This window comes from Streptomyces sp. NPDC001068 (genome assembly GCF_042897315.1).
Classification (GTDB): domain Bacteria; phylum Actinomycetota; class Actinomycetes; order Streptomycetales; family Streptomycetaceae; genus Streptomyces.
On the sequence record NZ_JBIAYD010000017.1, the window covers coordinates 89937 to 101816 of the forward strand.

Below are 11880 nucleotides of genomic sequence, written 5' to 3' on the forward strand. Positions count from 1 at the left end.
TCATGCGAAGGAGAGTGACACCGGTCGGAGCGGGTGCGGCGGCGGCCGCGCTGGTCCTGGGCGGCGCGGGTCTGCTGCTGGGCGCGGCCGCCGGGACCGCGCAGGCGGCCGAGGTGTCGTTCGCCACCCACTGCGTACCGCCCGCCGGGGTCGCCGACCCCGTCGACGGGACCACGAAGGTGGAGATCACCGCGCCCGCCACCGCGAAGGTCGGCGACACGGTCGACATCACCTGGAAGTTCGTGCAGGCCGCGTCCAAGAACCCGGACATCATCGACCTGCCGGCCAACTCGGTCCAGCCGTCCGGCACGCTCAAGGCCGCCGGCGCCCAGACCGCCGACATCGCCCTGCAGGGACCGCGGGAGAACCCGGCCATCCCCAAGGGCGGCGACATGGTGCTGTCCGACATGACGGGCTCGCTGAAACTCACCTCGCCCGGCGAGGTGACGCTCACCCCGGACGGGTACAAGGTCAACGCGTTCGGCACGGACACCGTGTGCACCCCGTCGGCGGCGGTACCGAAGGCGGCGACCATCGAGGTGACCGGCGGCGGTGCCGGCGGGTCACCGACACCGACCGACACCGGCTCGGCCTCCCCGTCCACCTCGGCGAGCCCCTCCGACTCGCCGTCGCAGTCCGCGTCGCCGTCCCCGTCCGCCTCCTCCTCCGACGGCACCGGCTCCGGCCAGACCGACTTCACCGGCAAGGAGGTCCAGGTCCCCTACGCCTGCAAGACGCCCATCGGCGACAAGAACGCGACCTCGCCGGTGCAGATCAACGCCAGGAAGAACGGCGGGAGTTTCGATCTCACCGTGCGGTTCAACGGGTCGGTGATGGACAGCCCCGCGGACATCCCGGCGGACTCGGTGAAGCCGTCGATGGAGGTGGTCCTGGGCGGCGCCGACAAGGGCACGGTCCATGTGGAGGGGCCCACCAACTCCGCGCCGATCAAGTCCGGCGACCCGATCGAGATCCCGGACCTGACGGGCACCTACAAGCCGGGCGCGAGCGGCACGTCGACACTCTCGCCGGGTGTCCTGACGGTCAACGCCCTCGGCACGACGACCACCTGCACGCCGACCAGGTCCGAGGTCTCCCTGACCCTGGACACGACCGAGCAGGCGAGCGGGGCGTCGGGGGGTTCGTCGACGTCCGGTGGTTCCTCCGGCTCCTCGGGCAGCTCCGGCAGCGGGGGCCTCGCGGAGACCGGTGACAGCAGCAACGGCGCGGTGAAGGCGCTGGGCCTGGTGGCGGGAACGGCCATCCTGCTGGGCGGCGCCGTGTTCACGTTCATGCCGCGGAAGAGGACGCGGTGACGCCCCAGGGGTGCTGGGGGCACCCCCGGCCGAAGGCTGGGGGAGGAACCGCGCGAGCGACCCCCACCGGCCGTTAGCCGGGACACGACGAGGGCCACCCCATTCCGAGGAATGCGGTGGCCCTCCGTCAGAAGACGATCAGTGAACGTCGCCCATGAGCTCCCGGACCTTCTTCCGGTACATCCACACGGCCACACCGGCGAGCACCGCCAGCGCCGCCTCGAACGCCACGATCCCCGTCTTGTTGAGGTCGACGCCCGCGATGGACAGCAGACCGGTCGTCGCGTCGCCCGCGGTGACCGCCAGGAACCACACGCCCATCATCTGGGACGCGTACTTGGCCGGAGCCATCTTGGTCGTCACGGACAGACCCACCGGGGACAGCATCAGCTCGCCCACGGTCTGCACGAAGTAGATCCCGACCAGCCACATCGCGGCGGCCTTGTGACCGCCGTCGGCGATCGACAGCGGCGCGAGGAACAGGAAGAACGAGGCGCCGATCAGGACCAGGCCGCCGGCGAACTTCACGGCCGTGCTCGGCTCCTTGCCGCGCCGCGCCATCGCCAGCCACGCCCAGGCGAACACCGGCGCGAACGCCATGATCATGACCGGGTTGACGGACTGGTACCAGGAGACCGGGAAGTCCCAGCCGAAGATGGTGTTCTTGGCGGAGGCGTCGGCGAACAGGGAGACGGTCGAGCCGCCCTGGTCGTAGATCATCCAGAAGACCGCGGCGGCCACGAAGAACCAGATGTACGCGCTCATCTTGGACTGCTCGGCGCGGTCCAGGTCCTTGTCGCGCTTGATGCGCGCGATGACGACGACCGGGATCAGCAGACCGGCGACGGTGATCGGGACCAGCAGCCAGTTCAGGGTGTAGACGCCGGAGACACCCACGACGACGTAGAAGACCGCGGCGACGGCGGCCCAGAAGCCGGCCTTCGTCAGGGTGGCCTTCTTCTCCGCGGCGGACAGCGGGGTGGGGACGACGTCCGAACGCGAGCTCAGGTGCCGGGTGCCGAGCAGGAACTGGGCGAGACCCAGCGCCATGCCGAGCGCGGCCAGCGCGAAGCCCAGGTGCCAGTTGTAGTTCTCGCCGACCGTGCCGATGACCAGCGGCGCGGCGAAGGCGCCCACGTTGATGCCGATGTAGAAGAGCGTGAAGCCACCGTCACGGCGCGGGTCGTCCGGGCCGTCGTACAGGTGGCCGACCATCGTGGAGATGTTGGCCTTGAGCAGGCCAGAGCCTATGGCGACCAGGCCGAGACCACCGAAGAACGTCCCCGAGCCGGGCAGCGCCAGCGTGAGGTGGCCGAGCATGATGATCACGCCCGCGACGGCGACCGTCTTGCGGGGGCCGAGCACCCGGTCGGCGAACCAGCCGCCCGGCAGCGCGAGCAGGTACACGAGCGACAGGTACACCGAGTAGATCGCCGTCGCCGTGGCCGCGTTCATGTGCAGGCCGCCGGGGGCGACCAGGTACAGCGGAAGCAGGGCCTTCATGCCGTAGTAGGAGAAACGCTCCCACATCTCGGTCATGAAGAGGGTGGCCAGTCCGCGGGGGTGGCCGAAGAAGGTCTTCTCGGAACCGGGGGTGCCCGGTCGGACCGAGTCCTTCGTCAGGCTGGACGCCATGGTCGTTCCTTGCTGCTCGGGACGCGCGGTGGGGCTGTGCGCGACCGTGGGGGCGAGCGGCCGGCACCGGCGGGTCGATCCGCCCACCCCACGCCCAGGGGGAGTCCGCCCCGGGGTACGGGACGGGGACGGCGACCACCGGGATCCACACTCCGTGACGCTGAGTCGCGTCCGGAGCCCGGCCAGAGGTCATTCCTTTCGAGGCCGGCCTGGGCCGACCCGCACACAAAAGAGACCCTCGGCGTCCAAAAGCCCGCCAAAGGTCCCCGGGTGTACTACAGGCGTTCACGTCACTGTACGTCAGGACACCGCCGTATATGGAAGGACTTGAGACACGGATCACAGGTGTCGGGGGAACCGTGCGCCGCTTTCGAAGGCCCCACCTACGGTCTCACCTCTCGCCCACAGGTTCGTACCACTGTGCCCCAAGGTAAGAATTGCCTGGTGCCGATCACACCCCGGCACAGCGCGTAATCGGACTACCATCACCTCATGACCCGTGTACTGCTCGCCGAGGACGATGCGTCCATTTCGGAGCCGCTGGCCCGCGCACTGCGCCGGGAAGGTTACGAGGTCGAGGTGCGCGAGGACGGCCCCACCGCGCTCGACGCCGGTATGCAGGGCGGCATCGACCTGGTCGTGCTCGACCTCGGGCTGCCCGGCATGGACGGCCTGGAGGTCGCGCGCCGGCTGCGTGCCGAGGGCCACGCCGTGCCGATCCTCATCCTGACCGCGCGGGCCGACGAGGTGGACACCGTCGTCGGTCTGGACGCGGGTGCCGACGACTACGTCACCAAGCCCTTCCGGCTCGCCGAACTGCTCGCACGGGTCCGGGCGCTGCTCCGCCGCGGTGCCGCGGAGCCCGCGCAGCCGCCGGCCACGCACGGTGTCCGGATCGACGTCGAGTCGCACCGGGCCTGGATGGGGGACGAGGAACTCCAGCTCACCGCCAAGGAGTTCGACCTGCTGCGGGTGCTGGTGCGGGACGCCGGGCGAGTGGTCACCCGTGACCAGCTGATGCGCGAGGTCTGGGACACGACATGGTGGTCCTCGACCAAGACGCTCGACATGCACATCTCGTGGCTGCGCAAGAAGCTCGGCGACGACGCGGCGAACCCGCGGTACATCGCCACGGTGCGTGGTGTCGGGTTCCGTTTCGAGAAGAGCTAGACCGGCCGCGCGCGCCGCGCCGTCGGCGGCTGGTGCGGTGCGCGCGACCGGCCGTCGCGGTGGGCCGGTCGCGCACCCGCGGCGGAGCCGCACCTGTTTGCGCCCCACGCCCCGTTCGGGGCGCTGACGTGGCCGTTTCCCGGAGAGTGCCGTGCGCCGTCGCCTGATCCAGTCCACCCTCGCCGTCGTCCTGGTCGTCATCGCGGTCTTCGGCGTGTCCCTCGTCATCGTCGAGTCGCGGACCATCAGCAACAGCGCGCAGGAACGCGTCGACTCCGAGGCGCTCCGGCTCGCCAGCATCGTCGACAGCCGCATCCTCGGGGACGAGAACATCACCGCCGAGATACTGCGCAGCCAGGTCGGCAAGGACCAGTACGCCGTCATCCGGATCCCCGGCAAGGCGCCGATCGAACTCGGGGTCAGGCCCGAGGGCGATGTCATCCACTACACCGTGGACGGCGAGGAGGGCGAGACGGTCACCGTCCAGGAGCCGCGCTCCACGGTGACCCGGGAGGTCGGCCGCACGCTGCTGATCATCGGGGCCGTCGCCCTGCTCGCGGTGATCGCCGCCGTGCTGCTGGCCATCCGGCAGGCCAACCGGCTCGCCTCCCCGCTCACCGACCTCGCCGAGACCGCCGAGCGGCTCGGTTCCGGTGATCCCCGCCCCCGGCACAAGCGGTACGGCGTCCCCGAGCTGGACCGGGTCGCCGACGTGCTGGACTCCTCCGCCGAGCGGATCGGGCGCATGCTCACCGCCGAGCGACGGCTGGCCGCGGACGCCTCCCACCAGCTGCGCACCCCGCTCACCGCGCTGTCCATGCGCCTGGAGGAGATCACCCTCACCGACGATCCGGACACCGTGAAGGAGGAGGCGAACGTGGCGCTCACGCAGGTGGAGCGGCTGACGGACGTCGTCGAGCGGCTCCTGACGAACTCCCGCGACCCGCGTACCGGCTCCGCGGTCTCCTTCGACCTGGACGAGGTCATCCAGCAGCAGCTCGCCGAGTGGCGGCCCGCCTACCGCAGCTCGGGCCGGGCGATCGTCAGCTCGGGCAAGCGGCACCTGCGGGCGGTGGGGACGCCCGGCGCGGTCGCGCAGGTGCTGGCCGCGCTGATCGAGAACTCACTCATGCACGGCGGCGGCACGGTCGCGCTGCGCACCCGGGTCACCGGCAACCAGGCCGTGGTCGAGGTGACCGACGAGGGGGCCGGGGTGCCCGCCGACCTCGGCAACCGGATCTTCGAGCGGACGATCAGCGGCCGCAACTCCACCGGGATCGGGCTGGCCGTCGCCCGGGACCTCGCGGAGGCCGACGGCGGCAGGCTGGAACTGCTCCAGGCCCAGCCGCCGGTGTTCGGCCTGTTCCTGTCCCGTACCCCGCCAGCCCACAAGGCGGCCGACGACGACCGGCCGACGGTCCGCTAGCCCCTGCGCCACGTCAGAAGACGCGCTGCCTGGTCTTGGGCTCCGCGGAGTCGGCGGCCCGCTCCAGGATCGCCTCCGCGTCCGCGACGGTCTCGCGGGCCGGCAGCGCCTTGAACACCCAGGTGCGGTACGACCAGAACCGGAACAGCGTCGCGACGCCGATCCCGACGAACTTGAAGACGTTGCTCTGCAGCGGGCTGTCCCAGCCGAAACCGTAGGTCGCCAGATACAGCAGACCGTTCTCGATCACCAGGCCCACCGCGCTGAACAGCAGGAACAGGGTGAGTTCCTTGGTGCGGCCGCCCTTGTCACGGTCCCGGTACGTCCAGTAGCGGAAGCCGAGGTAGTTGAAGACAATGGCGACGACGGTGGCTATCACGCTCGCCCGCACCACCGGAAGCTCGGTGAGGTGCCGGACCAGGTTGAAGACGCCGAGATTGACGAGAATGCCGGCGCCGCCGACGGCCCCGAATTTGGCGACCTCGCGTACGAGCCGTTGCAGCCCCGAGGAACCACGTTCCATGGTTGTGCGGGCTCCCGTCCGTAGGTATTGCGACCCAGCCATGCTAACGATCCAGTATCGCCCATGCCTGTGGATGACGACACAGGTCGGGAACAGCTTGGAAAGAGCACCGGAAAAGCGGGGCAAGAGGGACCGAAGCGGTCGGTAAGAGACCTGGGCGCGGGCGTGGAATCCGGCCTGCGTGGCGCGGCCGATACCCTGGGGGCGTGACGTTTCCGGTAGTCGGCATGGTCGGCGGGGGCCAGCTCGCGCGTATGACGCACGAAGCGGGCATCCCGTTGGGCATCAGGTTCAAGCTCCTCAGTGACACTCCTCAGGATTCCGCGGCCCAGGTGGTGAGCGACGTCGTCATCGGCGACTATCGCGACCTGGAGACGCTGCGCGCGTTCGCGCGCGGCTGCGACGTGATCACCTTCGACCACGAGCACGTGCCCACCGAGCATCTGCGGGCCCTGGAGGCGGACGGCATCCCCGTGCGCCCCGGCCCCGACGCCCTGGTGCACGCCCAGGACAAGGGCGTGATGCGGGCCAGGCTCCAAGCGATCGGCATCCCCTGCCCGCGCCACCGGATCGTGGCCGACCCGGAGGACGTCGTCCGGTTCGCGTCCGAGGGCGACGGCTTCCCCGTCGTCCTGAAGACGGTCCGCGGCGGCTACGACGGCAAGGGCGTGTGGGTCGTGGAGACGGCGGAGGAGGCCTCCGACCCGTTCCGGGCCGGGGTGCCGGTCCTCGCCGAGGAGAAGGTCGACTACGTCCGCGAGCTGGCCGCCAACGTCGTGCGCTCCCCGCACGGTCAGGCCGTCGCCTACCCGGTGGTCGAGTCCCAGCAGGTCAACGGCGTCTGCGACACGGTGATCGCGCCCGCCCCCGACCTGGACGAGGACCTCGCGCTGCGGGCCGAGGAGATGGCGCTGCGGATCGCCAAGGAACTGGGCGTGGTCGGCCACCTCGCCGTCGAGCTGTTCCAGACCCGCGACGGCCGCATCCTCGTCAACGAACTGGCGATGCGCCCGCACAACTCCGGCCACTGGACCCAGGACGGAGCGATCACCAGCCAGTTCGCCAACCACGTCCGCGCGGTCCTGGACCTCCCCCTCGGCGACCCGCGCCCGCGCGCGAAGTGGACGGTCATGGTCAACGTCCTCGGCGGCGACTACCCCGACATGTACTCCGCGTACCTGCACTGCATGGCCCGCGACCCCAAACTGAAGATCCACATGTACGGCAAAGACGTGAAGCCCGGCCGCAAGGTCGGTCACGTCAACACCTACGGCGACGACCTGGACGACGTTCTCGAACGCGCACGTCACGCTGCCGGCTACCTGAGAGGCACGATCACCGAATGAGCCCCGTTGTTGGCATCGTCATGGGTTCGGACTCCGACTGGCCCGTCATGGAGGCCGCCGCCAAGGCACTCGACGAGTTCGAGATCGGGTACGAGGTCGACGTCGTCTCCGCCCACCGGATGCCGCGCGAGATGGTGACGTACGGCGAGCAGGCGGCGGAGCGCGGCCTGAAGGTGATCATCGCGGGTGCCGGGGGAGCGGCCCACCTCCCGGGCATGCTCGCCTCCGTCACCCCGCTGCCGGTCATCGGCGTCCCGGTCCCGCTGAAGTACCTCGACGGCATGGACAGCCTGCTGTCGATCGTGCAGATGCCGGCCGGGGTCCCGGTCGCCACGGTCTCGGTCGCCGGCGCCCGCAACGCGGGCCTGCTGGCCGCCCGCATCCTGGCCACCCACGACGAGGAGCTGCTGCAGCGGATGCGGGACTTCCAGCAGGAACTCAACGACCAGGCGACCGAGAAGGGCAAACGCCTGCGGTCCAAGGTCGACAGCGGTTCGAACAGCTTCGGCTTCGGCAAGTAGAGCACCGGGAAGCAATACGCAATGACCTCTCTCGACGAAGCCCGGTCCCTGCTGCGCGAGTTCCCGGTGGTCGACGGGCACAACGACCTGCCGTACGCGCTGCGCGAGCAGGTCCGGTACGACCTCGGCGCCCGTGACATCGCCACCCACCAGGACGCGCACCTGCACACCGACATCCCGCGCCTGCGCGAGGGCGGGGTGGGCGCGCAGTTCTGGTCGGTGTACGTGCGCTCGGACCTGCCGGGCGCGGTCCCCGCGACCCTCGAACAGATCGACTGCGTGCGGCAGCTGATCGCCCGTTACCCGGGGGACCTGCGGGCCGCGCCGACCGCCGCCGACATGGAGGCGGCACGTGCCGAGGGCCGGATCGCGTCCCTCATGGGCGCGGAGGGCGGCCACTCCATCGACAACTCGCTGGGCACCCTGCGCGCCCTGTACGAGCTGGGCGTGCGCTACATGACGCTCACCCACAACGACAACAACGACTGGGCGGACTCGGCGACCGACGAACCGAAGGTGGGCGGCCTGTCCGCGTTCGGCCACGAGGTCGTGCGGGAGATGAACCGCCTGGGCATGCTGGTGGACCTCTCCCACGTGGCCCCGACGACGATGCGCGCGGCCCTGGACACCAGCACCGCGCCGGTGATCTTCTCGCACTCCTCCGCCCGGGCCGTCTGCGACCACCCCCGCAACATCCCGGACGACGTCCTCGAACGCCTCCCCGCCAACGGCGGCGTGGCCATGGTGACCTTCGTACCGAAGTTCGTGCTCCAGGCGGCCGTGGACTGGACGGCGGCGGCCGACGACAACATGCGGGCGCACGGCTTCCACCACCTGGACACCGGCGAGGACGCGATGAAGATCCACCGCGCCTTCGAGGAGGGCCACCCCCGTCCCGTCGCGACGACCGCCACGGTCGCCGACCATCTCGACCACATGCGGGAGACCGCCGGCGTCGACCACATCGGCATCGGCGGCGACTACGACGGCACCGCCTTCACCCCGGACGGCCTGAACGACGTCTCCGGCTACCCCAACCTGATCGCCGAGCTCCTGGACCGCGGCTGGTCCCGCCCCGACCTGGCCAAGCTCACCTGGCAGAACGCGGTCCGCGTGCTGGGCGCGGCGGAGGACGTGGCCCGTGACCTCCAGGGCACGCGGGGGCCGTCGAACGCGACGATCTCCGAACTGGACGGCTGACGGGAGGACGGGGGCGGGGCGGACCGGCGTACCGGGCGCCCCGCCCCCGTCGTACCCCCGAACGCCCCGTCCACCAGGAACCCTTCCGGGCAGGCGTGCGACCGTTGGCTACAGCCCCATCACGACGTAGCTCACGACGACGTACGGAGCCCGCAATGGCCGACCTCCACGACATTCCCACCACGACCGAGGTCGGCGAGGACGACAGCCTCCCGGACGACCCGTTCCCCGCGGTCTCCGACGCCGAGTTCCTGGAACGCGCCCACGTCCTGCTGGACGCGCATCCGGTCGCGGACGGCTACAGCGGACTGCCGCGCGCACTGGGGCCGCTGCCCTGGTACGACCTGGAACTCGGCGAGGCGGCCGTGGACACGGACGTGCCCCGGCTGCGCGAGGGACACGTGGGCGTGCTGTTCTGGTCGCTGGACCTGCCCGGACCGGAGCGCGGCGACCGGGCCGTCGGGGCCACGCTGGAACAGCTGGACCTGGTGCGCCGGGTGGTCGAGAGACACCCGGAGGGGCTCCGGCTGGTGCGCACCGCCGGGCAGGTCATCGACGCCCGCAACTGCGGCCGGGTCGCCGTGGTGCTCGGGCCCGCCTCGGCCGCCGCCGTCGACGGCTCCCTCGGCATCCTGCGCGTCCTGAACTCCCTCGGCCTGCGCGTCCTGTCACTGGCCGGGGCCGACTGGGCGGACCGGGAGGGGCTGACCCGGTTCGGCGAGGAAGTGATCCGCGAGCTGAACCGCCTCGGCGTCCTCGCCGACCTGTCCGGCGCCCCGGAGACGGTCCTCGCCCGGGTGCTCGCCCTGTCCAAGACCCCCGTCCTGTGCACCCGCTCCGCCGCCGCCTCCCTGCGCCCCCACCCGGCCAACCTCTCCGACGCGCTGCTCGCCAGGCTCGGCGGGCAGCAGGGCCTGTGCATGGTGCCGCTGACCGCCGAGCAGTCCGGGCCGACCGTCCAGGACGTCGCCGACCACCTCGACCACGTCCGGATCGTGGCCGGCCCGGAGTGCGTCGCGCTGTCCGGCAGCTACGACTCCGGCGCCGCCCACCCCCACGGTCTCGCCGACACCTCCCGCTACCCGCACCTGATCGCCGAACTGCTCCGGCGAAGCTGGTCCGACACCGAGCTGTCCCTGCTGACCTGGGGAAACGTCCAGCGCGTCCTGCGCAGCGCCGACTTCACCGCCCGCGCGGCCCAGCGCCGCCGCGAGCCGCTCCCGGGCAGACCGGCCGACACGGAGGCATGACCCCGGCCGGCGGGTCCGCTTCCCGGGACGTGCTCAGGGAATCCGGCACAGGCAGATGCTCAGGGAATCCGGCACAGGCAGAAGGGATGGCCGGCCGGATCGGCGTACACCTGGAAGTCCTTCTTCTCCCGGTCCTCCAGGTCCAGCGGGCGCGCCCCCAGCGCCAGCACCTTCTCGTGGGCCGCGTCCACCTCCTCCCAGGTCGCCCCGGCATCGAGGTCGAGATGGAACTGCTGGGGGTTGCGGTCGGCGCGCGGCCACTCGGGCGGCGTGTACCCGGCCACCCGCTGGAAGCCGAGCCGCGGTCCGTCCGGTACCTGCAGGACGACCCACTCGTCGTCCTCCGCCACCGGGGTGCCCCCGGCCACGGCGGCGTAGAAGCGGGCCAGTGCGAGCGGGTCGGGACAGTCGATCACTACGTTGCGCAGTCGGGCGACGATCGCCACGGGTCCTCCCTGGGTCAGCAGGCGCAGAGACAGAACGGGTGCCCGGCCGGGTCGGCGTACACCCGGAAGGTGCGTTCCCGGTCCGCCGCGTCCAGCGGCTTCGCACCCAGCTCCAGCACCCCCCGCTCGGCCACGTCGAGATCCTCCACCAGCAGGTCCAGGTGGAACTGCTGGGAGTCGTCGGGCGCGGGCCACTTCGGCGGCACGAAACCGGGCGCCCGCTGGAAGGCCAGCGTCCGGCCGCCGGGCACCGTCAGGACCACCCACTCCTCGTCCCCCTCGACGCCACCGCCCAGCACCCCGGCGTAGAAACCGGCGAGCGCGGACGGGTCGGGGCAGTCCAGGACGACGTCACCGAGCTTGGCGAGAGCCATTGCTTCCTCCTCGAGGTCCGAGGTGCCGGTTACCGGAAGAACGGGTTGACCGGTCACCGTTACCGCATGCTTCCCCAATGGAGGTAACCTCGCAAGGGATATTTCCGGGAGGACCCGCAGGGATGAGTGGGAGATCGCCCGCACCGGGCGGCCTGACCTTGGTCGAGGCACTGGTGAACACGCTGGACCTCGAGTCGGGCGCCGACACGCTCGACACCCCGGACGGCAGGGCACGGCTCGGCATCACCGAGGCCGAGGTCGCGGCCGCCCGCGTCCTGCGCGAGTCGCTGCGCGCCACGCTCCTCGCACACGCCGGCCGTCCGCCGCACCGCCCGGTGACCCCGCTGGGGGAACTGCTGGCCGGCGCCCCCCTCCACGTCGCCGTGCACCCGGCCGACGGCTCGGCGGAACTGGTACCGGCCGACGGCGGCCCGCTGGTCTCCCGCGTGGCCGCGGCGGTCGCCGGCGCCCTGGTCGAGGGCACCTGGACACGGCTGAAGGCCTGCGAGGCCGACACCTGCCACTGGGCGTACTACGACCGCTCCCCGGCCGGGCGAGGCCGCTGGTGCTCGATGCAGGTGTGCGGGGCGCGCGTGAAGATGCGCCGCTACCGGGCCAAGGACAGGTAAGGCACGGACCGTTCACCGGTCACGCCTGTGCCGAGTGGTGCAGA

General features: G+C 71.1%; 12 protein-coding genes. 8 read left to right on the forward strand and 4 right to left on the reverse strand.

Features of this window, described 5'->3' with window-relative positions:
• The first annotated feature begins 2 nt into the window (after positions 1 to 2).
• Positions 3 to 1316, forward strand: coding sequence for a hypothetical protein (locus ACFY3I_RS37870; RefSeq protein ID WP_390865501.1), 1314 nt, complete (start codon positions 3 to 5; stop codon positions 1314 to 1316).
• A gap of 138 nt (positions 1317 to 1454) precedes the next feature.
• Here the strand turns inward: ACFY3I_RS37870 and ACFY3I_RS37875 are convergent, their stop codons facing one another.
• Positions 1455 to 2951, reverse strand: coding sequence for an oligopeptide:H+ symporter (locus ACFY3I_RS37875; RefSeq protein WP_365284411.1), 1497 nt, complete (start codon positions 2949 to 2951; stop codon positions 1455 to 1457).
• Between the two features lie 492 nt (positions 2952 to 3443).
• Between ACFY3I_RS37875 and ACFY3I_RS37880 the strand changes: the two genes are divergently transcribed.
• Both ACFY3I_RS37880 and ACFY3I_RS37885 read left to right on the forward strand, forming a co-directional pair.
• The gene (locus ACFY3I_RS37880; protein WP_007382513.1) at positions 3444 to 4121 is read left to right on the forward strand and encodes a response regulator transcription factor; all 678 of its coding nucleotides are present in this window, start codon (positions 3444 to 3446) and stop codon (positions 4119 to 4121) included.
• Positions 4122 to 4272: 151 nt separating this feature from the next.
• Complete coding sequence (locus ACFY3I_RS37885; protein WP_365284409.1) at positions 4273 to 5547, forward strand: ATP-binding protein; 1275 nt, start codon at positions 4273 to 4275, stop codon at positions 5545 to 5547.
• Positions 5548 to 5560: 13 nt separating this feature from the next.
• On the opposite strand, the gene ACFY3I_RS37890 is transcribed toward ACFY3I_RS37885, so the two are convergent.
• Positions 5561 to 6070 carry a GtrA family protein gene (locus ACFY3I_RS37890; RefSeq protein WP_365284407.1) on the reverse strand — a complete coding sequence of 170 codons (510 nt, stop codon included), beginning with the start codon at positions 6068 to 6070 and terminating at the stop codon, positions 5561 to 5563.
• Between the two features lie 206 nt (positions 6071 to 6276).
• On the opposite strand from ACFY3I_RS37890, the gene ACFY3I_RS37895 reads away from it, so the two are divergent.
• From ACFY3I_RS37895 to ACFY3I_RS37910, 4 genes are all read left to right on the forward strand, one after another.
• On the forward strand, positions 6277 to 7416 hold the full coding sequence (locus ACFY3I_RS37895) for a 5-(carboxyamino)imidazole ribonucleotide synthase (RefSeq protein WP_365284405.1): 1140 nt from the start codon (positions 6277 to 6279) through the stop codon (positions 7414 to 7416).
• The gene (gene purE, locus ACFY3I_RS37900; protein ID WP_365284403.1) at positions 7413 to 7937 is read left to right on the forward strand and encodes a 5-(carboxyamino)imidazole ribonucleotide mutase; all 525 of its coding nucleotides are present in this window, start codon (positions 7413 to 7415) and stop codon (positions 7935 to 7937) included. The genes ACFY3I_RS37895 and purE overlap by 4 nt, the downstream gene beginning before the upstream one ends.
• Before the next feature lie 21 nt (positions 7938 to 7958).
• Positions 7959 to 9137 (forward strand): dipeptidase, encoded by a 1179-nt coding sequence (locus tag ACFY3I_RS37905; RefSeq protein ID WP_390865502.1) that lies wholly within the window; start codon positions 7959 to 7961, stop codon positions 9135 to 9137.
• Between the two features lie 155 nt (positions 9138 to 9292).
• Positions 9293 to 10387 (forward strand): dipeptidase, encoded by a 1095-nt coding sequence (locus tag ACFY3I_RS37910; protein WP_365284399.1) that lies wholly within the window; start codon positions 9293 to 9295, stop codon positions 10385 to 10387.
• A gap of 59 nt (positions 10388 to 10446) precedes the next feature.
• Here the strand turns inward: ACFY3I_RS37910 and ACFY3I_RS37915 are convergent, their stop codons facing one another.
• Both ACFY3I_RS37915 and ACFY3I_RS37920 read right to left on the reverse strand, forming a co-directional pair.
• Positions 10447 to 10833 (reverse strand): VOC family protein, encoded by a 387-nt coding sequence (locus ACFY3I_RS37915; RefSeq protein WP_365284397.1) that lies wholly within the window; start codon positions 10831 to 10833, stop codon positions 10447 to 10449.
• A gap of 14 nt (positions 10834 to 10847) precedes the next feature.
• Entirely contained in the window at positions 10848 to 11207 is a 360-nt protein-coding gene (locus tag ACFY3I_RS37920; protein WP_390865504.1) for a VOC family protein, read from the reverse strand.
• A 122-nt stretch (positions 11208 to 11329) separates the two neighbouring features.
• Here ACFY3I_RS37920 and ACFY3I_RS37925 point away from each other — a divergent pair, with 122 nt between their 5' ends.
• Entirely contained in the window at positions 11330 to 11836 is a 507-nt protein-coding gene (locus ACFY3I_RS37925; RefSeq protein ID WP_390865505.1) for a CGNR zinc finger domain-containing protein, read from the forward strand.
• Positions 11837 to 11880 lie beyond the last annotated feature (44 nt).

Coding starts and splice junctions, on each gene's coding strand:
- purE (WP_365284403.1), top strand. CDS start 7,413: ATGAGCCCCGTTGTTGGCATCGTCATGGGTTCGGACTCCGACTGGCCC.
- ACFY3I_RS37880 (WP_007382513.1), top strand. CDS start 3,444: ATGACCCGTGTACTGCTCGCCGAGGACGATGCGTCCATTTCGGAGCCG.
- ACFY3I_RS37870 (WP_390865501.1), top strand. CDS start 3: ATGCGAAGGAGAGTGACACCGGTCGGAGCGGGTGCGGCGGCGGCCGCG.
- ACFY3I_RS37910 (WP_365284399.1), top strand. CDS start 9,293: ATGGCCGACCTCCACGACATTCCCACCACGACCGAGGTCGGCGAGGAC.
- ACFY3I_RS37905 (WP_390865502.1), top strand. CDS start 7,959: ATGACCTCTCTCGACGAAGCCCGGTCCCTGCTGCGCGAGTTCCCGGTG.
- ACFY3I_RS37890 (WP_365284407.1), bottom strand. CDS start 6,070: ATGGAACGTGGTTCCTCGGGGCTGCAACGGCTCGTACGCGAGGTCGCC.
- ACFY3I_RS37875 (WP_365284411.1), bottom strand. CDS start 2,951: ATGGCGTCCAGCCTGACGAAGGACTCGGTCCGACCGGGCACCCCCGGT.
- ACFY3I_RS37920 (WP_390865504.1), bottom strand. CDS start 11,207: ATGGCTCTCGCCAAGCTCGGTGACGTCGTCCTGGACTGCCCCGACCCG.
- ACFY3I_RS37925 (WP_390865505.1), top strand. CDS start 11,330: ATGAGTGGGAGATCGCCCGCACCGGGCGGCCTGACCTTGGTCGAGGCA.